Here is a 26,621-nt window from a genome sequence, read left to right as displayed (position 1 = left end):
GAAAAATGTCTCGTGTTGCAAAAGCACCCGTCGTCATTCCTGCCGGCGTAGAGGTAAAACTCAACGGTCAGGATATTTCGATTAAGGGTAAAAACGGCGAGCTGAGTCGTAAGATCCACGATGCTGTTGAAGTGAAACAAGCTGACAACGCTCTGACTTTCGCTCCGCGCGAAGGTTTCGTTGACGGATGGGCCCAAGCGGGCACCACTCGCGCTCTGTTGAACGCAATGGTTATCGGTGTTACCGAAGGCTTCACTAAGAAGCTGCAACTGGTTGGTGTTGGTTACCGTGCTGCTGTTAAAGGCAATGTGGTTAACCTGTCTCTTGGGTTCTCTCACCCAGTAGATCACGCACTGCCGGCAGGTATTACTGCAGAATGCCCAAGCCAAACTGAAATCGTACTGAAAGGTGCTGATAAGCAGGTTATTGGTCAGGTTGCTGCGGAATTACGCGCCTACCGTCGTCCTGAGCCTTACAAAGGCAAGGGTGTCCGTTACGCCGACGAAGTCGTGCGTACCAAAGAGGCTAAGAAGAAGTAAGGTAACACTATGGATAAGAAAGCAGCTCGTATCCGTCGTGCGACCCGCGCACGCCGCAAGCTCCAGGAACTGGGTGCGACGCGTCTGGTGGTACATCGTACTCCACGCCATATTTATGCGCAGGTCATTGCACCGAACGGTTCTGAAGTCCTGGTAGCCGCTTCTACTGTAGAAAAAGCTATCGCTGAACAACTGAAGTCTACCGGTAATAAAGACGCAGCAAGTGCAATAGGTAAAGCTATTGCAGAACGCGCGTTAGAAAAAGGCATCAAAGATGTCTCTTTCGACCGTTCCGGTTTCCAATATCATGGTCGAGTCCAAGCACTGGCAGATGCTGCCCGTGAAGCTGGCCTTCAGTTCTAAGGTAGAGGTGTAAGATGGCTCACATCGAGAAACAAGCTGGCGAACTGCAGGAAAAGCTGATCGCGGTAAATCGCGTATCTAAAACCGTTAAAGGTGGTCGTATTTTCAGCTTCACCGCACTGACTGTAGTGGGTGATGGCAACGGCCGCGTTGGTTTTGGTTACGGTAAAGCTCGCGAAGTTCCAGCAGCGATCCAGAAAGCGATGGAAAAAGCCCGTCGCAATATGATGAATGTCGCGCTGAACAACGGCACCCTGCAGCACCCAGTTAAAGGTGCTCACACGGGTTCTCGTGTGTTCATGCAGCCAGCTTCCGAAGGTACCGGTATTATCGCCGGTGGTGCAATGCGCGCCGTTTTGGAAGTTGCAGGGGTTCACAACGTATTGGCTAAAGCCTATGGTTCCACTAACCCAATTAACGTGGTTCGTGCAACGATTGATGGTTTGGCCAACATGAAGTCCCCGGAAATGGTCGCTGCCAAGCGTGGTAAATCCGTTGAAGAAATTCTGGGGTAATGACCGTGGCAAAGACTATTAAAATCACTCAAACCCGTAGTGCAATCGGTCGTCTGCCGAAACATAAGGCGACACTGCTTGGCCTGGGTCTGCGTCGTATTGGTCATACTGTTGAACGTGAGGATACTCCTGCAGTTCGTGGTATGGTCAACGCGGTTTCCTACATGGTTAAAGTGGAGGAGTAACAGATGCGTTTAAATACTCTGTCTCCGGCCGAAGGTGCTAAACACGCACCGAAGCGTTTAGGTCGTGGTATCGGTTCTGGCCTGGGCAAAACTGGCGGTCGTGGTCACAAAGGTCAGAAATCTCGTTCTGGCGGTGGCGTACGTCGTGGTTTTGAAGGTGGTCAGATGCCTTTATACCGTCGTCTGCCGAAATTCGGTTTTACTTCTCGTAAAGCGATGATCACATCAGAAGTTCGTCTGTCTGATCTTGCTAAAGTAGAAGGCGACGTAGTTGACCTGAATACGCTGAAAGCCGCTAATGTTATTGGCATTCAGATTGAATTCGCGAAAGTGATTCTGTCTGGTGAAGTTGCTCGTCCGGTAACGATTCGTGGTCTGCGTGTCACTAAAGGTGCTCGTGCTGCTATCGAAGCTGCTGGCGGTAAAATTGAGGAATAAGTAGCAGATGGCCAAACAACCAGGATTAGATTTTCAGAGTGCTAAAGGCGGAGTTGGTGAACTGAAGCGCAGACTTTTGTTTGTTATCGGTGCGCTAATTGTTTTCCGTATTGGCTCTTTTATTCCGATTCCTGGTATTGATGCCACTGTGCTTGCCAAATTGCTTGAACAGCAGCGAGGCACCATCATTGAAATGTTTAACATGTTCTCTGGTGGTGCTCTCAGCCGTGCTTCTATCTTTGCTCTGGGTATTATGCCGTATATTTCGGCGTCGATTATTATCCAGTTGCTGACGGTGGTTCATCCTGCGTTAGCTGAAATAAAGAAAGAAGGGGAAGCTGGCCGTCGTAAGATAAGCCAGTATACCCGCTACGGTACCTTGGTATTGGCTATATTCCAGTCGATCGGTATTGCTACTGGTCTGCCGAATATGCCTGGAATGCAAGACTTGGTGATAAATCCGGGTTTTGCTTTCTACTTTACCGCTGTTGTAAGCCTGGTTACTGGGACAATGTTCCTGATGTGGCTGGGAGAACAGATTACTGAGCGTGGTATCGGTAACGGTATCTCGATCATAATCTTCGCTGGTATTGTTGCGGGTCTACCGCCGGCCATTGGCCATACCATCGAGCAAGCTCGGCAAGGCGACCTGCACTTCCTCCTGTTGCTGTTGGTTGCAGTTTTAGTGTTTGCAGTAACCTTCTTCGTTGTTTTCATTGAGCGTGGTCAACGTCGTATCGTCGTTAATTATGCAAAACGTCAACAAGGTCGTCGTGTTTATGCAGCACAGAGTACGCATTTACCGCTGAAGGTGAATATGGCTGGGGTTATTCCCGCGATCTTTGCTTCCAGTATTATTCTGTTCCCTGCCACGATTGCATCTTGGTTTGGGGGCGGTACCGGTTGGAACTGGCTGACAACTATTTCGCTGTATTTGCAACCCGGACAACCGCTTTATGTGTTACTCTATGCGTCTGCAATCATCTTCTTCTGTTTCTTCTACACTGCGTTGGTTTTCAACCCGCGTGAAACAGCAGATAACCTGAAGAAGTCCGGTGCATTCGTGCCAGGAATTCGTCCGGGAGAGCAAACGGCGAAATATATCGATAAAGTGATGACTCGCCTGACTCTGATTGGTGCGATGTATATTACTTTTATCTGCCTGATCCCGGAGTTTATGCGTGACGCAATGAAAGTACCTTTCTATTTCGGGGGTACATCTTTATTGATCGTTGTTGTCGTCATCATGGACTTTATGGCTCAAGTGCAAACTCTGATGATGTCGAGTCAATATGAGTCTGCATTGAAGAAAGCAAACCTGAAAGGCTATAACCGTTAATTAGGTGAGCTTGAGAAGTTACGGAGAGTAAAAATGAAAGTTCGTGCTTCCGTCAAGAAATTATGTCGTAACTGTAAGATTGTTAAGCGTAACGGTGTCGTTCGTGTGATCTGCAGTGCCGAACCGAAGCATAAACAGCGTCAAGGCTGATTATCTCGCATATTTTTCTTGCAAAGTTGGATTGAGCTGGCTAGATTAGCCAGCCAATCTTTTGTATGTAACTGCAACATTATTTGAGTATCCTGAAAACGGGCTTTTCAGAATGGTGTTGCTGTATAAAATTGTAGGAGTGCATAGTGGCCCGTATAGCAGGCATTAACATTCCTGATCATAAACATACCGTTATTGCGTTAACGTCGATTTTCGGTATCGGTAAAACCCGTTCGCAGGCTATTTGTGCTGCAACAGGAATTGCCGAAGATGTTAAGATCAGTGAGCTGTCTGAAGAGCAAATCGATAAGCTGCGTGACGAAGTTGCCAAGTTTGTTGTAGAAGGTGATCTGCGTCGTGAAGTTACCCTGAGCATCAAGCGTCTTATGGACCTTGGTACTTATCGTGGTTTGCGTCATCGTCGTGGTCTGCCGGTTCGCGGTCAGCGTACCAAGACTAACGCCCGTACCCGTAAGGGTCCGCGCAAACCGATCAAGAAATAATCGGGGTGATTGAATAATGGCAAAGGCACCTATTCGTGCACGTAAGCGTGTAAGAAAGCAAGTCTCTGACGGTGTGGCTCATATCCATGCTTCTTTCAACAACACCATCGTAACCATTACTGATCGTCAGGGTAATGCGCTGGGTTGGGCAACTGCTGGTGGTTCCGGCTTCCGTGGTTCTCGTAAATCTACGCCGTTCGCTGCTCAGGTAGCTGCAGAACGTTGCGCAGAGGCCGTGAAAGAGTACGGTATTAAGAACCTGGAAGTTATGGTTAAAGGACCTGGTCCGGGCCGTGAGTCTACTATCCGCGCATTGAACGCGGCTGGTTTCCGCATCACTAATATTACTGATGTGACTCCGATCCCTCATAACGGTTGTCGTCCGCCGAAAAAGCGCCGCGTATAACGCCGCTTTTAGGATTGTTGGAGAAAGAAAATGGCAAGATATTTGGGTCCTAAGCTCAAGCTGAGCCGTCGTGAAGGCACCGACCTGTTCCTGAAGTCTGGTGTTCGTGCGATCGATTCCAAGTGTAAAATTGAACAAGCTCCTGGCCAGCACGGTGCGCGTAAACCGCGTTTGTCTGACTATGGTGTACAGTTGCGTGAAAAGCAAAAAGTTCGCCGTATCTACGGTGTTCTGGAGCGTCAGTTCCGTAACTATTATAAAGAAGCTGCACGTCTGAAAGGCAACACAGGTGCAAACCTGCTGCAACTGCTGGAAGGTCGTCTGGATAACGTTGTTTATCGTATGGGTTTTGGTGCCACTCGTGCCGAAGCACGTCAGATGGTTAGCCACAAAGCTATCATGGTAAACGGTCGCGTTGTTAGCATCGCTTCTTATCAGGTATCCCCGAATGACGTAGTCAGCATCCGTGAGAAAGCGAAAAAGCAATCTCGCGTGAAAGCCGCTCTGGAGCTGGCTGAACAGCGTGAAAAGCCAACTTGGCTGGAAGTTGATGCTGCCAAGATGGAAGGTGTGTTCAAGCGTATTCCTGAACGTACCGATCTGTCTGCGGACATTAATGAACACCTGATCGTCGAGCTTTACTCCAAGTAAAGCTTAGTACCAAAGAGAGGACACAATGCAGGGTTCTGTGACAGAGTTTCTAAAACCGCGCCTGGTTGATATCGAGCAAGTGAGTTCGACGCACGCCAAGGTGACCCTTGAGCCATTAGAGCGAGGCTTCGGCCATACTCTTGGCAACGCACTGCGCCGTATTCTGCTTTCATCCATGCCAGGTTGCGCGGTGACCGAGGTTGAGATTGATGGTGTACTGCATGAGTACAGCACCAAAGAAGGCGTACAGGAAGATATCCTGGAAATCCTGCTCAACCTGAAAGGGCTGGCGGTGAGAGTTCAAGGCAAAGATGAAGTTATTCTTACCCTGAATAAATCTGGCATTGGCCCTGTGACTGCAGCCGACATCATCCATGATGGTGATGTCGAAATCGTCAAGCCGCAGCACTTAATTTGCCATCTGACCGATGAGAACGCATCTATTAGTATGCGTATCAAAGTTCAACGTGGTCGTGGTTATGTGCCGGCATCTGCCCGTATTCATACGGAAGAAGATGAGCGCCCGATTGGTCGTCTGTTAGTTGATGCTTGCTACAGCCCTGTAGAGCGTATTGCCTACAATGTTGAAGCGGCTCGTGTAGAACAGCGTACTGACTTGGACAAGCTAGTCATCGAAATGGAAACCAATGGCACGATCGATCCTGAAGAGGCGATCCGCCGTGCGGCTACCATTCTGGCCGAACAACTTGAAGCTTTTGTTGACTTACGTGATGTTCGTCAGCCAGAAGTTAAAGAAGAGAAACCAGAATTCGATCCGATTCTGCTGCGCCCTGTTGACGATCTGGAATTGACTGTCCGCTCTGCTAACTGCCTTAAGGCAGAAGCTATCCACTACATCGGTGATCTGGTACAGCGTACCGAGGTTGAGCTGCTTAAAACGCCTAACCTGGGTAAAAAATCTCTTACTGAGATTAAAGACGTACTGGCTTCCCGTGGTCTGTCTCTGGGCATGCGCCTGGAAAACTGGCCACCGGCAAGCATTGCTGATGAGTAACCAGATCACAGGTTAAGGTTTTACTGAGAAGGATAAGGTCATGCGCCATCGTAAGAGTGGTCGTCAACTGAACCGTAACAGCAGCCATCGTCAGGCTATGTTCCGTAACATGGCTAGTTCTTTGGTTCGTCATGAAATCATCAAGACGACCCTGCCGAAAGCGAAAGAGCTGCGTCGCGTTGTTGAACCGCTGATTACTCTTGCCAAGACCGACAGCGTTGCTAATCGTCGTCTGGCATTCGCCCGTACTCGTGATAACGAGATCGTGGCAAAACTGTTTAATGAACTGGGCCCGCGTTTCGCGAGCCGTGCCGGTGGTTACACTCGTATTCTGAAGTGTGGCTTCCGTGCTGGTGACAATGCGCCGATGGCATACATCGAGCTCGTTGATCGCTCAGTCTCTCAGACAGAAGAAGTTGCTACTGCAGAGTAATCTGTAAGAGCATAAAAAAACCGGGGAAACCCGGTTTTTTTACATCTGAAATAAACTAAGCTCCATTAATGAAAACAGGTGAGAGATTGCCATGTGGTTGATTGATGAGTTAGTTGAAAAATGTATCCGCAAGGCTCAGGAAGACGGTGTTTTTGACAATCTTTCAGGTTCCGGCAGCCCTTTGATTCTTGATGATGATAGTGGCATACCACAGGAACTAAGAACCGCCTATCGGCTACTCAAGAATGCTGGCTATTTGCCTGTAGAACTTCAAGAAAGGAAAGACGCTTTACAACTAACCGACTTTCTTGAAACGATATCCCGTGATTCTCCTGAATACGAAAAAGCTTCTCGACGCTTGCGTATGTTGGAAATGAGCTTGCAGCAGAAAGGGATCAATACTGATTTTCTACATCAGGAATACAAAACACAGTTCAATGAAAAGTTCTAGCTGCCAGAAGAATTCTCCAGATTGCTATTCTCATCTTTCCATTTCGGCTATATACTCCGCCTGATTTATTGATACATATACAGCTTATTAACCCAACTTTCTTAGGAGTGATGATGACCACATATCGTCATAAGCGTGGGAAAATTCAGGACAACGCCATTGAGGCACTGTTACATGACCCACTGTTTCGCCAACGTATTGAAGTGAATGAAAAAGGTAAAGGAAGTTATCGTAGAAAAGAAAAACATGTGAAGAAAGGTAGTTGGGAGGCCAGTGGTAAGCAATCAAGTGATTATTTACCTCTGGCCTTTCTGCTTTTTGTGTAGCGAAAGTAAGAATTAATAAAAGCTCAGTTCTTATTGTTTAGGCTGTTGTTCTTTCAATAAGTCGCGAATTTCAGCTAACAGTTTCTCTTCAGCGCTAGGCTTCGGCGGTGCGGCAGGTACATCCTCCTGCTTGCGGCGTAGCTTGTTCATGAGTTTGATTGCCATAAAGATCGCGAAAGCGACGATGACAAAGTCGAAAATATTTTGAATGAAAGCGCCATAGTTCATGACAACGGCGGGAATTTCGCCTTGGGCATCACGAAGAATTAGGCTGAATTGTTTAAAATCGACCCCGCCAATCAAAAGCCCAAGTGGCGGCATAATAATATCTGATACCAGCGAAGAGACAATTTTGCCGAAAGCAGCACCAATAATGACACCCACCGCCAAATCGACAACATTGCCACGCATGGCAAACTCTCTGAATTCTTTGATGATGCTCATATCTGTTCTCCTTGCCAAAAATATAAATTAATTCTAACCAATAGCCGTATCTTTGCCAGATTATCGATTCGTGATAAATCTGTTCCTACATTACAAAAAGAAGGGACTTGGTTGAAATAGTCGTTCAACATCAGGTACAAATTTTTTGTCAGCTAAGAACATGATGACATGATCGCCTTGCTCGATTTTGCTATTTGCATTGGCAATGATGACGTCATCACCGCGAACAATTGCGCCGATAGTGGTACCAGGTGGAAGCTTAATATCTTCGATCATTCTTCCGACAACTTTCGATGTGCCTTCATCACCGTGGGCGATGGCCTCGATTGCTTCGGCCACACCACGGCGCAAGGAGGATACGCTAACGATATCTGCCTTACGGACGTGGCTGAGTAGCGCAGAAATGGTTGCCTGCTGTGGGGAGATAGCGACATCAATGACGCTACCCTGGACCAGATCGACATAAGCTCGACGTTGGATGAGCACCATTACTTTTTTCGCACCCATACGTTTGGCCAGCATCGCTGACATAATATTCGCTTCGTCATCATTGGTAATGGCGATGAATACATCAATCTGCTCAATATGTTCTTCGGCAAGGAGTTCCTGGTCTGAAGCATCGCCATGAAATACCACCGTATTTTGCAGAAGCTCAGCCAGCTCTGCTGCACGATCTGCATTTCGTTCTATCAACTTGATGCTGTAGTCTTTTTCTAACCGCTGGGCTAATCCTGCACCGACGTTACCTCCGCCAACGATCATGATCCTTTTATACGGTTTCTCAAGGCGCTGCAATTCGCTCATCACTGCGCGAATATGTTGGGAGGCAGCAACAAAAAACACTTCGTCACCGGCTTCGATGATAGTGGAACCCTGTGGGCGAATCGGACGATCGTGACGGAAAATAGCCGCAACGCGGGTATCTACATGGGGAATGTGTTCACGAAGAGAGGTGAGGGCATTGCCAACCAGCGGGCCGCCATAATAGGCATTAACCGCAGCAAGACTCACTTTGCCTTCGGCGAAGTTGACGACCTGGAGCGCTCCGGGATATTCGATCAGTTTGTAGATGTTATCGATCACCAGTTGTTCTGGGGAGATCAAGTGGTCGATGGGAACCGCTTCGGGTAAAAACAGCTGTTCTGATTCACGGATGTATTCGGCAGCACGGATGCGCGCGATCCGGTTTGGTGTTTTGAAAAGAGAATAAGCGATCTGGCAGGCTACCATATTCGTTTCATCTGAATTGGTAACGGCGACCAGCATATCCGCATCTTCCGCTCCTGCTTCACGTAGCACTCGCGGATGAGAGGCATAGCCAGTAACGACACGCAGATCAAACTTATCCTGAAGCTGGCGTAACCGGTTTGCATCAGTATCAACGACAGTGATGTCGTTGTTTTCACCTGCTAGATTTTCTGCCAGTGTTCCGCCGACCTGACCCGCGCCAAGGATGATAATTTTCATAATAAGCCATGCCGTTTATTGATTGCTGCCTGTTGCAGACAATACTGGGTTCAATATCAGTTTTTTACCAGCTTCGCATAAAAGAAACCATCGCCACCATCAGCATGAGGAAGCATCTGTATGCCTGGCTGTTCTTGTGTTCCTGTATCAACCAGTGTTGCATCGGTATGGCGAGTCAGGAAATCCGTAACTTGTTGGGCGTTTTCTTGCGGCAGAATGGAGCAAGTGGCGTAGACCATTGTGCCGCCTGCTTTGAGATGTGGCCAAATGGCGTCAAGAATTTCTTTTTGCAGTGCAACCAACTCCTCGATATCTCTGTCCCGGCGTAGCCATTTGATATCAGGATGACGACGAATCACGCCAGTGGCGGAACAAGGAGCATCCAACAGAATACGATCAAACATGCGCCCTTCACACCACGAATCGGGGTAACGCCCATCACCTTGTTTCACTTCTGCATGCATTTGTAATCGCAGTAAATTTTCTTTTACCCGACTTAAACGCGTCTCATCAATATCGACAGCGAGCACGTGAGATTTGGGTGCAGCTTCTAAAATGTGCGTCGTTTTTCCACCGGGTGCAGCGCAGAGATCGAGGATCTGTTCGCCATTTTGTGGATCGAGCCAATAGACGCAGCCTTGAGCAGAAGCATCCTGCACCGTTGCCCATCCTTGTGAAAAGCCCGGTAATTGATCGACGGCGCAGGGAGAAGCTAACCGTATCGCATCGGAGTATTCAGTATGAGGAAATGCTTCGATTCCCTCTTGCGCCAGTAAATTTAAGTACGCTTCCCGCGTATGATGTAACCGATTCACACGTAGCCACATCGGAGGGCGCTGGTTATTTGCCTCAACGATGCTTTGCCAGTGATTTGGATAGGCATGCTCAATACGTTCCAGCAACCAGCTTGGATGCAGGTAGTGAGATGAGTGAGTTGCTTCACGCTGAATGAGTTCTTCCTGCTGGCGCTGGAATTGACGCAATACGCCATTAATCAGCCCCTTGAGCTGTGGCCGTTTTAGTGCGACGGCACCTTCTACCGTTTCTGCCAGAGCCGCATGTGGCGGGATTCGAGTGTAGTGCAATTGGTAAATGCCGACCATGATGAGGTAATGCAGCGTGCGTTGTTTGCCCGTCAGGGGTTTTGCCATCAGCTGCTGAATACACCACTCCAACTGAGGTAAAACGCGCAATACGCCAAAGCAAAGCTCTTGTAAAAGTGCGCGATCTTTCTCGGAAACTTCACGCTGATGAACAGGTAATAAGGCACTGAGTGACTGTCCCTGATCCAGAACCTGTCCCACCACTTTTGCGGCAATACTGCGTAGATTGTATGAGCTTTTCATGTGTTAGCGATGACGTATACGTAAAAAAGAGAGGATATACCGGCATGACGCCGGTATGAAAAATAGATTAGCCCAGTGTATTACCGGGAGCGAACCACTCACGACGTGAGTTAAGCAGATCCTGCGCACTCATCACTTTTTTGCCGGCAGGCTGCAATTCCTGAATATTCAAGATACCCGCAGCTGTTGCCACCTGAATACCCTGTTTATCTGCCTGAAGGATGGTGCCGGGCAATGTACTATGTGCTGTAGTAATGACCTCGGCTTTCCAGACTTTCACCGGTTGTTCATCTACCGTGAAATAGCTGACAGGCCAAGGATTAAAAGCACGAATACAACGCTCAAGTTGCTCGGCAGATAACTGCCAGTTTAGACGAGCTTCTTCTTTGCTGAGCTTTTCTGCGTAGGTGGCAAGGGCGTCATTTTGCGCTTCAGCGACAGCGATGCCATCAGCAAGTTGTTCCAGCGTTTCCAATAAGCCACGCGGTCCCAGCTCAGCAAGTTTATCGTACAACGTTGCGCTGGTATCTTGAGGCAGGATGGGGCATGAAATTTTGTGCAGCATTGCACCGGTATCAAGTCCGACATCCATTTGCATGATCGTCACACCGGTTTCGCTATCCCCAGCCCACAGTGCACGCTGAATTGGCGCCGCACCACGCCAGAGAGGCAACAGAGAACCGTGGACATTAATGCAGCCAAGGCGCGGCATGGATAATACGGGCTGCGGCAGAATTAAGCCGTAGGCGACAACGACCATAACATCGGCATCTAACGCCTGAACCATCGCCTGATTTTCTGCTGGTCGCAGAGATTTAGGCTGAAAAACGGGAATGTTATGTTGCTCTGCCAGTACTTTCACCGGACTGGGGGTGAGCTTGTTGCCTCTGCCAGATGGGCGATCGGGCTGGGTGAAAACGCCAACGACCTCATGTCCTGATGATAAAAGCGCGTCAAGATGACGCGCTGCAAAGTCAGGGGTGCCGGCAAAGATTATGCGTAAAGAATCAGACACGGTGCTTCCTGTCAGGATGAAAATTAGCGGGCTCGGCTATTCTGCTTAGCCAGTTTTTCCAGTTTTTGACGAATGCGCTGGCGTTTAAGCGGGGAAAGGTAATCGATAAACAGTTTCCCAACCAGATGATCCATTTCATGCTGAATGCAAATGGCAAGTAGTTCGCTTGCTTCGAGCTCGAACGTCTTACCTTCACGATCTAATGCACGCACTTTTACATGCTCTGAACGAGGAACCAGCGCACGCGTTTCAGGGATCGACAGGCAACCCTCTTCGATACCCGTATCGCCGCTCTTTTCAATCAGCTCGGGATTGATCAGCACCAGCCGTTGGTTTCGTTCTTCAGAGACGTCAATGACAATAATACGCTGATGAATATCCACCTGTGTTGCGGCAAGCCCAATACCTTCTTCTTCGTACATGGTATCGAACATATCATCCACGATACGTTGAATATCTGCATTGACTTCTTTTACGGGCTGCGCAGTAATGCGGAGCCGCTCGTCTGGGAAATGTAATACCTGCAAAACTGCCATATATATTTAGATCTGTATCTGAATAGTGAGAGAGTCTTAGCGCTCATTCTAGACATTTCCTGCCCCGATTGACAGCATCAGCACTGAATTGCACCACTTATCTGAACATAGCGGAATAAGGGACGCTGATGCTATCAACGGAAATTTGGCTACGTATGGCGGGGGTAAGGCACCTGGGCACCTTGCGCGCTCGGGTTATTGTCAGAAAACTTATTAATTTAAAAACGTTCGATCATGAGAGCCTGCGCACGTTAGGCCTGTCTGATGAGCAAATCGCACAATTCTGTTCCTATGATCGTAAGAGCTTGGAAGAAACACTTAATTGGTTGTCTTATCCCAATCATCATATCGTGACGTGCGAAGACGCCCTGTATCCTTTTCTGTTGAACAACATTCGTGATTTTCCACTGTTGCTTTTTGTGTCTGGCTCTCCTGAGTTATTGGCATCGCCACAGATATCGATTATTGGTAGCCGAGACAGCAGTGCTTACGGCGAACGCTGGGGAGGATTTTTTGCTCAAGAACTTGCCGCAAATGACCTTACTGTGACAAGTGGGTTAGCCATTGGTATTGATGGTATTGCTCATCGTGCTGCTTTGGATGCAGGGGGGAGAACCATTGCCGTGTTAGGAAGCGGACTGGAGAATATTTATCCCAAGCGGCACGTTAAGCTTGCCGAACGTATTTGTGGTGCTGGCGGTGCATTGGTCTCCGAATTTCCCCTCGCGATGCCGCCTTTCCCAACCAACTTTCCCAGAAGAAATCGTATCATTAGCGGGTTAGGGTTGGGGGTTCTGGTTATTGAAGCGTCTATCCGCAGCGGGTCGCTGGTCACGGCACGTTATGCTTTAGAACAAGGGCGTGAGGTTTTCGCTCTGCCAGGGCCAATCGGTAACCCTATGACTGAGGGAACGCACTGGTTGATCCAGCAAGGAGCCAACCTGGTTACACATCCGAAGGATATTCTTGAGCAATTGGTGAGTGAGCTACAGTGGCTGTCAATGGAAAGCGGGCAAACTATTTCTAACGAAGAAGAGGATGGCGAATTGCCATTTGCCGACGTGTTGGCTAACGTAGGAGATGAGGTTACACCTGTTGACGTTGTCGCTGAACGTGCCGGCCAACCTGTGCCAGAGATAGTCACCAAGCTATTAGAGCTGGAGTTAGCAGGATGGATCGCAGCAGTACCCGGCGGCTATGTCCGATTAAGGAGGGCAGGCCATGTTCGACGTACTCATGTACTTGTTTGAGAGCTACATCCACAATGAAACTGAAATGCGTGTCGATCAGGATACGTTAACTGATGACCTCACCCGCGCTGGATTCGATCGTAACGATATCTATAGCGCGTTGAGTTGGCTGGAAAAATTGGCCGATATTCAGGAAGGGCAGACTGCTCCGCTTTATTTGGCGAACGATCCTCTGGCTATGCGGATCTATACGCAGGATGAGGAGATGCGTCTTGATGCGGAATGTCGTGGCTTTTTATTGTTCCTTGAGCAAATTCAGGTTCTGAATCTTGAAACGCGGGAGATGGTCATCGAACGCGTCATGGCGTTGGAAACGCAGGAGTTCGATCTGGAAGATCTGAAGTGGGTCATCCTCATGGTGCTTTTCAATGTGCCTGGCTGTGAGAATGCCTATCAGCAAATGGAAGAATTACTCTTTGAGGTCAATGACGGTTATGTGCAATAGCCAGAGGGATAACATTTCAAATGGCTAAGCCCATACTGTTTGCTGAAAAAAAACAGGAAATATGTCCAGACTGTGGGTCTGTGCTGGTTATCCGTTCTGGTCGGCACGGCCCGTTTCTCGGCTGTTCTGCGTATCCAGAATGCGAATTCATTCGCCCACTGAAAGCGCAGGCTGATGGACATATCGTCAAAGTGTTGGATGGGCAGCAATGCCCACTTTGTCAGTCGACATTGGTATTAAGGCAAGGCCGTTATGGGATGTTCATCGGCTGTGGCAATTACCCTGAATGCCATCATACCGAGACTATCGATCGCCCTGATGAAACGGCGATTCGATGCCCACAGTGTAATGAAGGCACGCTGTTACAGCGTAAGTCTCGCTACGGTAAGGTGTTTCATTCTTGCGATCGCTATCCCGATTGTCAGTTTACGTTAAACCATAAGCCGATCGCGGGTGAATGTCCTTCTTGCCATTACGCCTTATTGTTTGAAAAAAAAACGGCGCAAGGTACCAAGCTATTTTGTGCCAGTAAATTATGTGGAAAGCCGGTAGCGGCAGAAGTTGATAAGAATGAGTGATGTCTCTGATGAACTAATGATTCCCGTTTTACGGGAATTACATAACCAGCAGGTTATTGCGTACCCGACTGAAGCGGTGTTTGGGTTGGGCTGCGATCCTGATAGTGAGGTGGCGGTTAATCGCCTGCTAGCGTTAAAACAGCGCCCCTGGCAAAAAGGATTGATCCTGATTGCGGCAGATTTTAGCCAACTTGCTCCTTATATTGATGACAGCGCGTTGTCCGATGAGCAGAAGGCTATGATGTTTTCTACATGGCCTGGTCCGGTTACTTGGGTATTGCCTGCAAAACGCACGACTCCGCAATGGTTAACGGGGCAATTTTCTTCGCTTGCGGTGCGCATTAGCGACCATCCGTTAGTCAAAGAACTGTGTCAGCGTTACGGTAAACCGCTGGTGTCGACTAGCGCCAATTTAAGTGGTCAACCTCCCTGCCGTACTGCTCAGGAAGTCTCTCAGCAGTTTGGTGATGATTTTCCTGTGCTAGTTGGGGATGTCGGGGGAAGAATGAACCCATCGGAAATCAGGGATGTATTAACAGGCGAGCTTATTCGTCAGGGGTAACGACAAGTTGGAGAGGAACGTGTCTGAAGTAACGTCTTTTGCGGTTTTTGGCAATCCGATTGCACATAGTAAATCACCTCGCATACATGAGCTATTTGCTGCACAGACGGGGATAACGTTGACGTACCAGCGCGTGTTAGCGCCTCTGGATAATTTTGAGCAGATGCTGCGCCAGTATTTTCGTGATGGTGCTGGTGGGGCGAATGTGACTGCGCCCTTTAAAGAGCGTGCCTTTGCTGAAGCCGATGAACGTAGCGAATGCGCGGCGCTTGCTGGGGCGGTCAATACATTGAAGAGGCTGAGTGACGGTCGCCTGTTTGGTCATAATACGGATGGCATTGGTTTACTTAGCGATCTGCAACGATTGGCGCTGGTAAAGCCGTTGGATCGTGTGTTGCTGGTTGGTGCTGGTGGTGCAGCGCGAGGGGTTATCCAACCCTTACTGGCTTATGGCTGTACGGTTGTGCTGACGAATAGGACGTTTTCCAAGGCTGATGAATTAGTTAAGATCTTCAGTGGCATTGGAGATATTCAAGCTGTTGCTCTCGACGATTTACAGGGTCAGTCATTCGATCTGATCATTAATGCGACATCTTCTGGGATGTACGACAGTATTCCTAATTTACCGCCAGAACTCATTTCGCCGGATACAGGTTGTTATGACATGTTCTATCTGCCGCAACTGACCCCCTTTTTGTCATGGTGCGTACAGCATGGTGCTATCCGTTATGCAGATGGCTTGGGAATGTTGGTGGGGCAAGCGGCCCATGCGTTTAAGCTTTGGCATGGCGTTATGCCTGATGTGGAACCCGTGATCGGTATACTAAAGCAGGAGCTTGCGAAGTGAATCAGGCGTTCCAGTTCCCAGATCGTGAAAGTTGGGATGATGAGGTAATGGCGATCCGCTTTCCCGTTTTAGTGAATGGCTTTCAGCAGGAATGTTTAGTCAGCGCAGAGCTGCTCCAGCAACGTTATGGCGGTGATAGCCCTGAACGGTGGCTGGCACTGTTCAGGGAGTATCGATGGGATCTTGAGGATGAACTAGAAAAAATGATCGTTGCTGAAGAATGGGATGATGAAGGTTATTACTCATTGTCCTGAGCAAGATATTCATCTTTCCAACGAACATAGTTGTCTGCCGAGTAAATCAACCCTTCTATTTCTTCTTGTGTGAGTGGCCGAATTTTTTTGACTGGGCTGCCGAGATATAGATGTCCCTTCTCTAGCCGTTTTCCTGGAGGGACCAAGCTGCCTGCGCCAATCATGACATCATCTTCAACAATCGCTCCATCCAAGAGTATTGATCCCATTCCGACCAAAACCCGATTTCCTATTTGGCAACCGTGCAGCATCGCTTTATGGCCCACTGTGACGTCTTCACCAATAATAAGTGGATTACCTTCTGGTTTTTTCTCTGAGCAGTGGGTGACATGAAGTACAGAACCGTCCTGAACATTACTCCTTGCACCAATAGCAATGTAGTTAACGTCACCGCGTATGGCGACAAGGGGCCAGACACCGACATCATCGCCTAGTGTTACTTTGCCAATCACCACGCTGGAATGATCGACCATAACTCTTTCGCCTAAAATGGGAGAAATACCGTTATAACGACGGAATGTTTTTGCACTCATCGACAACCTCGTAGTTATTTGCCACATACTGATTATTCGTATTACAGACAAAATATCGACAGATATGAGACATCGGCAACTGAAAAGTGGTGTGGATCGAGTAAGATCTCATCGAAAGGGTTGAAAAACAGGCGAACGGAAAAAAAGATCAAGAAAGTTGTTGTGTAACGAAAACGGATCCCTATAATGCGCCTCCATCGACACGGCGCTGTGACTCACAACCGGGTAGGTAAAGAAAGAGAAAACGCTTTAAAATAAACGTTGACTCTGCAGGTGATAAGCGTAATATACGCCACCTCGCGAAGTGGTTAAGGCCGCAACGCACTGCTCTTTAACAATTTAATCAGACAATCTGTGTGGGCACTCACAATACCGTATCTCAACGATATAAAAAGTCTTGAAGAGTGAACAACAGTAAATTCATTACGAATAAACAGTTTTAATTCTTTGAGCATCGCTGACGAGTTCAGCAAATCAAACAAATCTTAAATTGAAGAGTTTGATCATGGCTCAGATTGAACGCTGGCGGCAGGCCTAACACATGCAAGTCGGGCGGTAGCACAGAGGAGCTTGCTCCTTGGGTGACGAGCGGCGGACGGGTGAGTAATGTCTGGGAAACTGCCTGATGGAGGGGGATAACTACTGGAAACGGTAGCTAATACCGCATAACGTCTTCGGACCAAAGCGGGGGACCTTCGGGCCTCGCGCCATCAGATGTGCCCAGATGGGATTAGCTGGTAGGTGAGGTAATGGCTCACCTAGGCGACGATCCCTAGCTGGTCTGAGAGGATGACCAGCCACACTGGAACTGAGACACGGTCCAGACTCCTACGGGAGGCAGCAGTGGGGAATATTGCACAATGGGCGCAAGCCTGATGCAGCCATGCCGCGTGTGTGAAGAAGGCCTTCGGGTTGTAAAGCACTTTCAGCGGGGAGGAAGGCGGTGAGGTTAATAACCTCATCGATTGACGTTACCCGCAGAAGAAGCACCGGCTAACTCCGTGCCAGCAGCCGCGGTAATACGGAGGGTGCAAGCGTTAATCGGAATGACTGGGCGTAAAGCGCACGCAGGCGGTTTGTTAAGTCAGATGTGAAATCCCCGAGCTTAACTTGGGAACTGCATTTGAAACTGGCAAGCTAGAGTCTTGTAGAGGGGGGTAGAATTCCAGGTGTAGCGGTGAAATGCGTAGAGATCTGGAGGAATACCGGTGGCGAAGGCGGCCCCCTGGACAAAGACTGACGCTCAGGTGCGAAAGCGTGGGGAGCAAACAGGATTAGATACCCTGGTAGTCCACGCTGTAAACGATGTCGATTTGGAGGTTGTGCCCTTGAGGCGTGGCTTCCGGAGCTAACGCGTTAAATCGACCGCCTGGGGAGTACGGCCGCAAGGTTAAAACTCAAATGAATTGACGGGGGCCCGCACAAGCGGTGGAGCATGTGGTTTAATTCGATGCAACGCGAAGAACCTTACCTACTCTTGACATCCACAGAATTCGGTAGAGATACCTTAGTGCCTTCGGGAACTGTGAGACAGGTGCTGCATGGCTGTCGTCAGCTCGTGTTGTGAAATGTTGGGTTAAGTCCCGCAACGAGCGCAACCCTTATCCTTTGTTGCCAGCGGTTAGGCCGGGAACTCAAAGGAGACTGCCAGTGATAAACTGGAGGAAGGTGGGGATGACGTCAAGTCATCATGGCCCTTACGAGTAGGGCTACACACGTGCTACAATGGCGTATACAAAGAGAAGCGACCTCGCGAGAGCAAGCGGACCTCATAAAGTACGTCGTAGTCCGGATTGGAGTCTGCAACTCGACTCCATGAAGTCGGAATCGCTAGTAATCGTAGATCAGAATGCTACGGTGAATACGTTCCCGGGCCTTGTACACACCGCCCGTCACACCATGGGAGTGGGTTGCAAAAGAAGTAGGTAGCTTAACCTTCGGGAGGGCGCTTACCACTTTGTGATTCATGACTGGGGTGAAGTCGTAACAAGGTAACCGTAGGGGAACCTGCGGTTGGATCACCTCCTTACCAAGAAGATGTGCGTTGAGTGAAGTGCTCACACAGATTGTCTGATGAAAATAATGAGCAAAAGCGTCAACAAAGTACGGTGTCGTGTCCCCTTCGTCTAGAGGCCTAGGACACCGCCCTTTCACGGCGGTAACAGGGGTTCGAATCCCCTAGGGGACGCCAGCGCATCCGACCATTCCGGTGAAAGCGGGGGTCTTCAGTAAGTCAACTACTTACCTCATATCTTAAAACTGATTAGTAATAGTCAGGGTTTAAGATATTGCTCTTTAACAATCTGGAACAAGCTGAAAATTGAAACATGACAGCTGAACATACTGACACGACAGTAATGTGGTGTGAGCAATGAATCAGTCTGTCAATGAGTCTCTCAAATAATCGCAGCGCGAATGTGTCTTCAAGACACCTTCGGGTTGTGAGGTTAAGCGACTAAGCGTACACGGTGGATGCCTAGGCAGTCAGAGGCGATGAAGGGCGTGCTAATCTGCGATAAGCGTCGGTAAGCTGATATGAAGCGTTATACCCGACGATACCCGAATGGGGAAACCCAGTGTGTTTCGACACACTATCATGACATGAATCCATAGTGTCATGAGGCGAACCGGGGGAACTGAAACATCTCAGTACCCCGAGGAAAAGAAATCAACCGAGATTCCCCCAGTAGCGGCGAGCGAACGGGGAGGAGCCCAGAACCTGAATCAGTTTGTGTGTGAGTGGAAGCGTCTGGAAAGTCGCACAGTAAAGGGTGATAGTCCCGTACACAAAAATGCACAAGTTGTGAGTTCGATGAGTAGGGCGGGACACGTGACATCCTGTCTGAATATGGGGGGACCATCCTCCAAGGCTAAATACTCCTGACTGACCGATAGTGAACCAGTACCGTGAGGGAAAGGCGAAAAGAACCCCGGCGAGGGGAGTGAAATAGAACCTGAAACCGTGTACGTACAAGCAGTGGGAGCCTACTTGTTAGGTGACTGCGTACCTTTTGTATAATGGGTCAGCGACTTATATTCTGTAGCAAGGTTAACCGAATAGGGGAGCCGCAGGGAAACCGAGTCTTAACTGGGCGTTAAGTTGCAGGGTATAGACCCGAAACCCGGTGATCTAGCCATGGGCAGGTTGAAGGTTGGGTAACACTAACTGGAGGACCGAACCGACTAATGTTGAAAAATTAGCGGATGACTTGTGGCTGGGGGTGAAAGGCCAATCAAACCGGGAGATAGCTGGTTCTCCCCGAAAGCTATTTAGGTAGCGCCTCGTGAATTCATCTTCGGGGGTAGAGCACTGTTTCGGCTAGGGGGTCATCCCGACTTACCAACCCGATGCAAACTACGAATACCGAAGAATGTTATCACGGGAGACACACGGCGGGTGCTAACGTTCGTCGTGAAGAGGGAAACAACCCAGACCGCCAGCTAAGGTCCCAAAGTCATGGTTAAGTGGGAAACGATGTGGGAAGGCACAGACAGCCAGGATGTTGGCTTAGAAGCAGCCATCATTTAAAGAAAGCGTAATAGCTCACTGGTCGAGTCGGCCTGCGCGGAAGATGTAACGGGGCTAAACCATGCACCGAAGCTGCGGCAGCGACACTCAGGTGTTGTTGGGTAGGGGAGCGTTCTGTAAGCCTGCGAAGGTGTCCTGTGAGGGGTGCTGGAGGTATCAGAAGTGCGAATGCTGACATAAGTAACGATAATGCGGGTGAAAAACCCGCACGCCGGAAGACCAAGGGTTCCTGTCCAACGTTAATCGGGGCAGGGTGAGTCGACCCCTAAGGCGAGGCTGAAAAGCGTAGTCGATGGGAAACAGGTTAATATTCCTGTACTGGGTGTTACTGCGAAGGGGGGACGGAGAAAGCTAGGTTATCCGGGCGACGGTTGTCCCGGTTTAAGCGTGAAGGTGGGTGACTTTGGTAAATCCGGGTCATCATTAACACTGAGGCGTGATGACGAGTCACTACGGTGATGAAGTAACTGATGCTACGCTTCCAGGAAAAGCCTCTAAGCTCCAGGTAACACCGAATCGTACCCCAAACCGACACAGGTGGTCAGGTAGAGAATACTCAGGCGCTTGAGAGAACTCGGGTGAAGGAACTAGGCAAAATGGTGCCGTAACTTCGGGAGAAGGCACGCTGGTGTAAGGTGAAGTCCCTCGCGGATGGAGCTGAGACCAGTCGAAGATACCAGCTGGCTGCAACTGTTTAATAAAAACACAGCACTGTGCAAACACGAAAGTGGACGTATACGGTGTGACGCCTGCCCGGTGCCGGAAGGTTAATTGATGGGGTCAGCCGCAAGGCGAAGCTCTTGATCGAAGCCCCGGTAAACGGCGGCCGTAACTATAACGGTCCTAAGGTAGCGAAATTCCTTGTCGGGTAAGTTCCGACCTGCACGAATGGCGTAATGATGGCCAGGCTGTCTCCACCCGAGACTCAGTGAAATTGAACTCGCTGTGAAGATGCAGTGTACCCGCGGCAAGACGGAAAGACCCCGTGAACCTTTACTATAGCTTGACACTGAACCTTGAGCCTTGATGTGTAGGATAGGTGGGAGGCTTTGAAGCGTGGACGCCAGTCTGCGTGGAGCCGACCTTGAAATACCACCCTTTAATGTTTGATGTTCTAACGTGGGCCCGTAATCCGGGTTGCGGACAGTGTCTGGTGGGTAGTTTGACTGGGGCGGTCTCCTCCCAAAGCGTAACGGAGGAGCACGAAGGTTAGCTAATCCTGGTCGGACATCAGGAGGTTAGTGCAAAGGCATAAGCTAGCTTGACTGCGAGAGTGACAGCTCGAGCAGGTGCGAAAGCAGGTCTTAGTGATCCGGTGGTTCTGAATGGAAGGGCCATCGCTCAACGGATAAAAGGTACTCCGGGGATAACAGGCTGATACCGCCCAAGAGTTCATATCGACGGCGGTGTTTGGCACCTCGATGTCGGCTCATCACATCCTGGGGCTGAAGTAGGTCCCAAGGGTATGGCTGTTCGCCATTTAAAGTGGTACGCGAGCTGGGTTTAGAACGTCGTGAGACAGTTCGGTCCCTATCTGCCGTGGGCGTTGGAAGATTGAGAGGGGTTGCTCCTAGTACGAGAGGACCGGAGTGAACGCACCACTGGTGTACGGGTTGTGATGCCAATTGCATTGCCCGGTAGCTAAGTGCGGAAGAGATAACCGCTGAAAGCATCTAAGCGGGAAACTTGCCTCGAGATGAGTCTTCCCTGGGTACTTGATACCCCTGAAGGGCCGTTGAAGACGACGACGTAGATAGGCTGGGTGTGTAAGCGTAGCGATACGTTGAGCTAACCAGTACTAATGACCCGAGAGGCTTAACCTTACAACACCGAAGGTGTTTTGTGAGATGACTTATAGAGAAGTGTTTTGATATTTAGCTTGTTCGAAGATTGGTTCTGATGGTTGTACACAAACACACGAAAGTGAGTGAAGTACAACGGTTGGAATGAAACAGAATTTGCCTGGCGGCGATAGCGCGGTGGTCCCACCTGACCCCATGCCGAACTCAGAAGTGAAACGCCGTAGCGCCGATGGTAGTGTGGGGCTTCCCCATGTGAGAGTAGGGAACTGCCAGGCATCAAATAGTGGAAGGCCCCTGTCGAAAGACAGGGGCTTTTTGCTATATGTCGCTCGCGTTAGTGATTCTGACGCGCTCAAACGTATTAAGCAGAAGTCGTTCTGATTGTGCATATTGAATCTCGTGAAACATTTTCACCTTATGCGCTGAGCACTCGACATTAGAACGAAAACTCGCTATCTTCGGGCATCTGGATGTCTAAACGTTTAAACGTATGCTTTGAGGATATAAGGTTATGCCAATTCGGGTTCCTGATGAGTTACCAGCCGTCAATTTTCTGCGTAATGAGAACGTCTTTGTCATGACGTCCTCGCGTGCTAAAACGCAGGAAATACGTCCCCTCAAAGTGCTGGTGCTGAACCTGATGCCTAAAAAGATCGAGACTGAAAACCAGTTTCTGCGCCTGCTATCCAATTCGCCATTACAGATCGATATTCAACTGCTACGTATCGATAGTCGTGAATCAAAGAATACGCCAGCCGAGCATTTGAATAACTTCTACTGTGATTTCGAGGACATCCAGAATGAAAACTTTGATGGCTTGATTGTAACTGGTGCCCCGCTGGGATTAGTCGATTTCTGCGATGTTGTTTATTGGCCACAGATCGCGCGTGTCATCGAGTGGGCAAAAGAGCATGTTACCTCCACATTATTTGTGTGTTGGGCTGTGCAGGCTGCTCTCAATATCCTCTACGGTATTCCTAAGATGACCCGCAAGGAAAAGCTATCTGGCGTTTATTCGCATCAAACGTTACAACCCCATGCGTTGCTGACCCGTGGCTTTGACGAAACGTTTCTGGCACCACATTCGCGCTATGCGGATTTTCCGGTTGATGTGATTCGCCAGCATACAGATTTAGATATTCTGGTTGAGTCAGAGCAAGCGGGCGCCTATCTGTTTGCCAGCAAAGATAAGCGTCTGGCGTTTGTTACCGGACACCCAGAATATGATGTTCTGACACTGGCGGGAGAGTTTTTCCGTGATTACGACGCTGGCTTGGATCCGGCGGTTCCGGTTAACTATTTCCCTGACGACAACCCTGAACTGGCACCGAAAGCGAGCTGGCGTAGCCACGGCCATCTGCTTTTTGTTAACTGGCTGAATTACTACGTCTACCAGATTACGCCTTATGATTTACGTCGAATGAACCCTACGCTTGACTAAGCCATCTCCCTTCTTTTCTCTAAGGCACCTTTTAAGGTGCCTTTCTTTTTTGTGCTGAATCATTTCATTTCTATTGATGAGTGAAAGTCATTTCTTTTCTCTTTCTATTTTTATCTTCATTTTTATTAATGGGTTATGTTTAAAGGTATATAAAAATGGAAATTGTTTTTGATTTTGTTTTTTATTGTATTACGCTTAATTCTGTCGGCTAAGAAATGTACATACTGGTTTGCCGATTTGGCGGTTGTTGATGAATGAAGCGGAATCTGAAAAGGAACCACGAATGATGCAGCAGACGATAAACAGAGAATTGGCGTTTAGTCAGCGTTTTGGCGAAGGTGAGAAGCAAATTCTTACGGAGGAAGCGATTGATTTTTTAACGGAGCTGGTCGCGCATTTCACACCGGCACGTAATCAGTTGCTCGCCGAACGGCAGATCCAGCAGCGTAATATCGATCAGGGTAAGCTACCTGATTTTATTTCAGAAACGGCTTCCATTCGTGATAAAGCGTGGACAATACGCGGTATTCCCGATGACCTTCAGGATCGTCGTGTTGAGATTACCGGTCCGGTTGAACGCAAGATGGTAATCAATGCATTGAATGCCAATGTGAAGGTTTTCATGGCGGACTTTGAGGATTCACTGTCGCCGGGATGGGAAAAGGTTATCGACGGGCAAATCAACTTACGTGATGCCGTACGCGGTACGATTTCCTATATCAATGAAACAGGAAAAATCTACCAGTTGAAGCCCAACCCTGCCGTGTTGATTTGTCGTGTACGCGGTTTGCATTTGCCCGAGAAACATGTGTCCTGGCAAGGGGAAGCGATTCCTGGCAGCCTGTTCGATTTCGGGCTGTATTTTTTCCACAACTATCAGGAACTGCTGAAGAAAGGGAGCGGCCCTTATTTCTATCTGCCAAAGACGCAGTCATGGCAGGAAGCGGCCTGGTGGAACGATGTCTTCTGCTACACGGAAGATCGTTTTAATTTGCCGCGCGGGACGATCAAGGCAACGGTGTTGATTGAAACGCTGCCTGCCGTTTTCCAGATGGACGAGATCCTCTATCACCTACGTGACCATATCGTTGGGCTGAACTGTGGCCGCTGGGACTACATCTTCAGCTATATCAAAACATTAAAGAACCACGGCGATCGCGTTTTGCCCGACCGCCAGTCGGTGACGATGGAAAAACCTTTCCTTAGCGCTTATTCGCGGCTGTTGATCAAAACCTGCCATCGCCGTGGTGCGTTCGCGATGGGCGGGATGGCGGCGTTCATCCCAAGTAAGGATGCGGAACGCAATAACTGGGTGTTAGACAAGGTTCGTAAAGACAAAGAGCTGGAAGCTCACAATGGTCACGATGGCACCTGGGTGGCTCATCCGGGGCTGGCAGATGCGGTGATGGAGGTGTTCGATCGGGCGTTAGGTGGGCGTAAAAATCAGCTCGATATTCGCCGTGAGCAAGATGCCTCCATTCGCGCTGAGGAATTGCTGGAGCCTTGTCCGGGAGAGCGAACAGAAGTGGGGATGCGCGCGAATATTCGTGTTGCGGTGCAGTACATCGAAGCATGGATATCCGGTAATGGCTGCGTCCCGATTTATGGGCTGATGGAGGACGCGGCGACGGCAGAAATTTCCCGTACCTCAATTTGGCAGTGGATTCGCCACGGCAAGACATTGAGCGATGGTCGCGTGATCACCAAGGCGCTGTTCCGCCAGATGCTGGCCGAAGAGATGTTTGTGGTACAGGAGGAGCTCGGTGATGCCCGTTTCAGTGGAGGACGCTTTGATGACGCCGCCCGGCTGATGGAGCAAATCACCACGCAAGATGAGCTGATCGACTTCCTGACATTACCCGGCTACGCACTGCTTGATTAATCCTGACTGATAATAAAAAGGAACCTCTGCTATGACAACCTCTCGTACCCAACAAGTCCAGCATATTGAAAAAGAGTGGAAAACCGCCCGCTGGGAAGGTATTACGCGCCCTTACAGCGCAGAAAATGTGATTAATCTACGGGGCTCGGTGAACCCGGAATGTACGCTCGCGCAGCTCGGTGCAGCTAAGTTGTGGAATCTGCTGCATGGTGACGCCCGCAAAGGCTATGTGAATTGCCTGGGGGCGCTGACGGGAGGGCAGGCTTTACAGCAGGCGAAAGCCGGTATTGAAGCGATTTACCTTTCTGGCTGGCAGGTGGCGGCGGATGCCAATCTGGCGTCGAGCATGTATCCCGATCAGTCGCTCTACCCAGCGAACTCTGTGCCTGCGGTGATTGAACGCATCAATAACACTTTTCGGCGTGCCGATCAGATTCAGTGGGCGAACCGCATTGAACCGGGCGACAAGCGCCATACCGACTACTTCCTGCCGATTGTTGCGGATGCGGAGGCGGGATTCGGCGGCGTACTTAACGCGTTTGAGCTGATGAAATCGATGATTGAAGCCGGTGCGGCGGCAGTTCACTTTGAAGATCAATTGGCATCGGCGAAAAAATGCGGACACATGGGCGGTAAAGTGCTGGTTCCCACTCAGGAAGCGGTTCAGAAGCTGGTTGCGGCGCGTCTGGCGGCAGATGTGTTGGGGGTGCCTACTTTACTGGTTGCGCGAACCGATGCGGATGCGGCGGATTTGCTGACGTCTGACTGTGATGAGTACGATCGTGATTTCATCACCGGCGAACGCACGGTAGAAGGATTCTATCGCACCCGTGCCGGGATTGAGCAGGCTATCAGCCGCGGTTTGGCCTATGCACCTTATGCCGATCTGGTGTGGTGTGAGACGTCTACACCGGATTTATCGCTGGCGCGCCGTTTTGCTGAAGCTATCCACGCGAAGTTCCCCGGTAAGCTGCTGGCATACAACTGTTCACCTTCCTTTAACTGGAAGAAGAATCTGGATGACAGCACGATTGCGCGTTTTCAGGATGAGTTGTCGGCGATGGGTTACAAGTATCAGTTCATTACGCTGGCGGGTATCCACAGTATGTGGTTCAACATGTTTGACCTGGCGCATGCCTATGCGCAGGGTGAAGGGATGAGACACTACGTAGAAAAGGTACAGCAGCCTGAGTTTGAAGCGATTAAAGATGGCTATACCTTCTCATCACATCAGCAGGAGGTAGGGACCGGCTACTTCGATAAGGTGACAAACATCATTCAGGGAGGCGAGTCTTCGGTGACGGCGCTGACGGGATCGACGGAAGAACAGCAGTTCTGATCCTAACCCGGTCAGTGAACCGCTGGCCGGGTTTCAT

The 26,621-nt window shown here is 49.4% G+C and carries 29 protein-coding genes, 1 tRNA gene and 3 rRNA genes; 27 read left to right on the top strand and 6 right to left on the bottom strand.

Annotation, left to right across the window (positions count from 1 at the left end; genetic code table 11):
• Positions 1-5: 5 nt before the first annotated feature.
• From rplF to O1Q74_RS17795, 14 genes are all read left to right on the top strand, one after another.
• Complete coding sequence (gene rplF, locus O1Q74_RS17860; protein WP_015841923.1) at positions 6-539, top strand: 50S ribosomal protein L6; 534 nt, start codon at positions 6-8, stop codon at positions 537-539.
• Between the two features lie 9 nt (positions 540-548).
• Positions 549-902 carry a 50S ribosomal protein L18 gene (gene rplR, locus O1Q74_RS17855; protein ID WP_010286111.1) on the top strand — a complete coding sequence of 118 codons (354 nt, stop codon included), beginning with the start codon at positions 549-551 and terminating at the stop codon, positions 900-902.
• Positions 903-916: 14 nt separating this feature from the next.
• Positions 917-1,417 (top strand): 30S ribosomal protein S5, encoded by a 501-nt coding sequence (rpsE, locus tag O1Q74_RS17850; RefSeq protein ID WP_005970257.1) that lies wholly within the window; start codon positions 917-919, stop codon positions 1,415-1,417.
• A gap of 5 nt (positions 1,418-1,422) precedes the next feature.
• On the top strand, positions 1,423-1,602 hold the full coding sequence (gene rpmD / locus O1Q74_RS17845; protein ID WP_004846568.1) for a 50S ribosomal protein L30: 180 nt from the start codon (positions 1,423-1,425) through the stop codon (positions 1,600-1,602).
• A 3-nt stretch (positions 1,603-1,605) separates the two neighbouring features.
• On the top strand, positions 1,606-2,040 hold the full coding sequence (gene rplO / locus O1Q74_RS17840; RefSeq protein WP_015841922.1) for a 50S ribosomal protein L15: 435 nt from the start codon (positions 1,606-1,608) through the stop codon (positions 2,038-2,040).
• A 7-nt stretch (positions 2,041-2,047) separates the two neighbouring features.
• A complete protein-coding gene (secY, locus tag O1Q74_RS17835) occupies positions 2,048-3,379 on the top strand; it encodes a preprotein translocase subunit SecY (RefSeq protein WP_005970255.1) in 1,332 nt (443 codons plus the stop codon).
• A 33-nt stretch (positions 3,380-3,412) separates the two neighbouring features.
• Positions 3,413-3,529, top strand: coding sequence for a 50S ribosomal protein L36 (rpmJ, locus tag O1Q74_RS17830; RefSeq protein WP_002227352.1), 117 nt, complete (start codon positions 3,413-3,415; stop codon positions 3,527-3,529).
• A 146-nt stretch (positions 3,530-3,675) separates the two neighbouring features.
• Entirely contained in the window at positions 3,676-4,032 is a 357-nt protein-coding gene (gene rpsM, locus O1Q74_RS17825) for a 30S ribosomal protein S13 (protein ID WP_010286058.1), read from the top strand.
• A 16-nt stretch (positions 4,033-4,048) separates the two neighbouring features.
• Entirely contained in the window at positions 4,049-4,438 is a 390-nt protein-coding gene (gene rpsK / locus O1Q74_RS17820; RefSeq protein WP_002919257.1) for a 30S ribosomal protein S11, read from the top strand.
• Between the two features lie 30 nt (positions 4,439-4,468).
• Positions 4,469-5,089, top strand: a complete 621-nt coding sequence (gene rpsD, locus O1Q74_RS17815; RefSeq protein WP_010286047.1) for a 30S ribosomal protein S4 — start codon at positions 4,469-4,471, stop codon at positions 5,087-5,089.
• A 25-nt stretch (positions 5,090-5,114) separates the two neighbouring features.
• The gene (locus O1Q74_RS17810) at positions 5,115-6,104 is read left to right on the top strand and encodes a DNA-directed RNA polymerase subunit alpha (protein WP_005970247.1); all 990 of its coding nucleotides are present in this window, start codon (positions 5,115-5,117) and stop codon (positions 6,102-6,104) included.
• A 40-nt stretch (positions 6,105-6,144) separates the two neighbouring features.
• Positions 6,145-6,537 carry a 50S ribosomal protein L17 gene (gene rplQ, locus O1Q74_RS17805; protein WP_005970246.1) on the top strand — a complete coding sequence of 131 codons (393 nt, stop codon included), beginning with the start codon at positions 6,145-6,147 and terminating at the stop codon, positions 6,535-6,537.
• A 91-nt stretch (positions 6,538-6,628) separates the two neighbouring features.
• Positions 6,629-6,988, top strand: coding sequence for a DUF1992 domain-containing protein (locus O1Q74_RS17800; protein WP_271874880.1), 360 nt, complete (start codon positions 6,629-6,631; stop codon positions 6,986-6,988).
• Positions 6,989-7,101: 113 nt separating this feature from the next.
• Complete coding sequence (locus O1Q74_RS17795) at positions 7,102-7,314, top strand: alternative ribosome-rescue factor A (RefSeq protein ID WP_271874879.1); 213 nt, start codon at positions 7,102-7,104, stop codon at positions 7,312-7,314.
• A 30-nt stretch (positions 7,315-7,344) separates the two neighbouring features.
• Here the strand turns inward: O1Q74_RS17795 and mscL are convergent, their stop codons facing one another.
• The 5 genes from mscL to def form a co-directional block, all read right to left on the bottom strand.
• Positions 7,345-7,758 carry a large-conductance mechanosensitive channel protein MscL gene (gene mscL / locus O1Q74_RS17790; protein WP_271874878.1) on the bottom strand — a complete coding sequence of 138 codons (414 nt, stop codon included), beginning with the start codon at positions 7,756-7,758 and terminating at the stop codon, positions 7,345-7,347.
• A 90-nt stretch (positions 7,759-7,848) separates the two neighbouring features.
• Positions 7,849-9,225 (bottom strand): Trk system potassium transporter TrkA, encoded by a 1,377-nt coding sequence (trkA, locus tag O1Q74_RS17785; RefSeq protein ID WP_039308887.1) that lies wholly within the window; start codon positions 9,223-9,225, stop codon positions 7,849-7,851.
• A 56-nt stretch (positions 9,226-9,281) separates the two neighbouring features.
• Positions 9,282-10,571 carry a 16S rRNA (cytosine(967)-C(5))-methyltransferase RsmB gene (rsmB, locus tag O1Q74_RS17780; RefSeq protein WP_271874877.1) on the bottom strand — a complete coding sequence of 430 codons (1,290 nt, stop codon included), beginning with the start codon at positions 10,569-10,571 and terminating at the stop codon, positions 9,282-9,284.
• 67 nt (positions 10,572-10,638) lie between these two features.
• Positions 10,639-11,586, bottom strand: coding sequence for a methionyl-tRNA formyltransferase (fmt, locus tag O1Q74_RS17775; protein WP_271874876.1), 948 nt, complete (start codon positions 11,584-11,586; stop codon positions 10,639-10,641).
• 23 nt (positions 11,587-11,609) lie between these two features.
• Positions 11,610-12,122, bottom strand: coding sequence for a peptide deformylase (def, locus tag O1Q74_RS17770; RefSeq protein ID WP_271874875.1), 513 nt, complete (start codon positions 12,120-12,122; stop codon positions 11,610-11,612).
• A gap of 128 nt (positions 12,123-12,250) precedes the next feature.
• On the opposite strand from def, the gene dprA reads away from it, so the two are divergent.
• The 6 genes from dprA to O1Q74_RS17740 are packed head-to-tail and all read left to right on the top strand — an operon-like array spanning position 12,251 to position 16,058.
• Positions 12,251-13,372 carry a DNA-protecting protein DprA gene (gene dprA, locus O1Q74_RS17765; RefSeq protein WP_271874874.1) on the top strand — a complete coding sequence of 374 codons (1,122 nt, stop codon included), beginning with the start codon at positions 12,251-12,253 and terminating at the stop codon, positions 13,370-13,372.
• Complete coding sequence (smg, locus tag O1Q74_RS17760; protein ID WP_271874873.1) at positions 13,344-13,817, top strand: DUF494 family protein Smg; 474 nt, start codon at positions 13,344-13,346, stop codon at positions 13,815-13,817. Before dprA ends, smg begins: the two co-directional genes overlap by 29 nt.
• Before the next feature lie 20 nt (positions 13,818-13,837).
• Positions 13,838-14,395, top strand: coding sequence for a DNA topoisomerase family protein (locus tag O1Q74_RS17755; RefSeq protein ID WP_271874872.1), 558 nt, complete (start codon positions 13,838-13,840; stop codon positions 14,393-14,395).
• Positions 14,388-14,957, top strand: a complete 570-nt coding sequence (gene tsaC, locus O1Q74_RS17750) for an L-threonylcarbamoyladenylate synthase type 1 TsaC (protein ID WP_271874871.1) — start codon at positions 14,388-14,390, stop codon at positions 14,955-14,957. Before O1Q74_RS17755 ends, tsaC begins: the two co-directional genes overlap by 8 nt.
• A gap of 19 nt (positions 14,958-14,976) precedes the next feature.
• Entirely contained in the window at positions 14,977-15,804 is an 828-nt protein-coding gene (gene aroE, locus O1Q74_RS17745; protein WP_271874870.1) for a shikimate dehydrogenase, read from the top strand.
• On the top strand, positions 15,801-16,058 hold the full coding sequence (locus O1Q74_RS17740; protein WP_271874869.1) for a DUF1488 domain-containing protein: 258 nt from the start codon (positions 15,801-15,803) through the stop codon (positions 16,056-16,058). Before aroE ends, O1Q74_RS17740 begins: the two co-directional genes overlap by 4 nt.
• On the opposite strand, the gene O1Q74_RS17735 is transcribed toward O1Q74_RS17740, so the two are convergent.
• The gene (locus O1Q74_RS17735; protein WP_271874868.1) at positions 16,043-16,591 is read right to left on the bottom strand and encodes a gamma carbonic anhydrase family protein; all 549 of its coding nucleotides are present in this window, start codon (positions 16,589-16,591) and stop codon (positions 16,043-16,045) included. The two genes, O1Q74_RS17740 and O1Q74_RS17735, sit on opposite strands and share 16 nt — an antisense overlap.
• A gap of 487 nt (positions 16,592-17,078) precedes the next feature.
• Here O1Q74_RS17735 and O1Q74_RS17730 point away from each other — a divergent pair.
• From O1Q74_RS17730 to aceA, 7 genes are all read left to right on the top strand, one after another.
• Positions 17,079-18,620: ribosomal RNA gene (locus O1Q74_RS17730) — 16S ribosomal RNA — on the top strand.
• Between the two features lie 86 nt (positions 18,621-18,706).
• A tRNA-Glu gene (locus O1Q74_RS17725) sits at positions 18,707-18,782 on the top strand.
• A 254-nt stretch (positions 18,783-19,036) separates the two neighbouring features.
• Positions 19,037-21,943: ribosomal RNA gene (locus tag O1Q74_RS17720) — 23S ribosomal RNA — on the top strand.
• A 138-nt stretch (positions 21,944-22,081) separates the two neighbouring features.
• Positions 22,082-22,197 (top strand): 5S ribosomal RNA (gene rrf / locus O1Q74_RS17715).
• The 16S, 23S and 5S rRNA genes sit together here with 1 tRNA gene alongside, the layout of an rRNA operon.
• A gap of 236 nt (positions 22,198-22,433) precedes the next feature.
• Positions 22,434-23,363: a homoserine O-acetyltransferase MetA gene (gene metA, locus O1Q74_RS17710; protein ID WP_271874867.1), complete on the top strand. Its 930-nt coding sequence runs from the start codon at positions 22,434-22,436 to the stop codon at positions 23,361-23,363.
• A gap of 283 nt (positions 23,364-23,646) precedes the next feature.
• A complete protein-coding gene (gene aceB / locus O1Q74_RS17705) occupies positions 23,647-25,245 on the top strand; it encodes a malate synthase A (protein ID WP_271874866.1) in 1,599 nt (532 codons plus the stop codon).
• A 31-nt stretch (positions 25,246-25,276) separates the two neighbouring features.
• Positions 25,277-26,584: an isocitrate lyase gene (gene aceA / locus O1Q74_RS17700; RefSeq protein ID WP_271874865.1), complete on the top strand. Its 1,308-nt coding sequence runs from the start codon at positions 25,277-25,279 to the stop codon at positions 26,582-26,584.
• The last annotated feature ends 37 nt before the right edge of the window (positions 26,585-26,621 follow it).

This window comes from Pectobacterium sp. A5351 (genome assembly GCF_028335745.1).
GTDB lineage: Bacteria > Pseudomonadota > Gammaproteobacteria > Enterobacterales > Enterobacteriaceae > Pectobacterium.
This window is presented reverse-complemented; position numbering and strand designations above follow the sequence as displayed.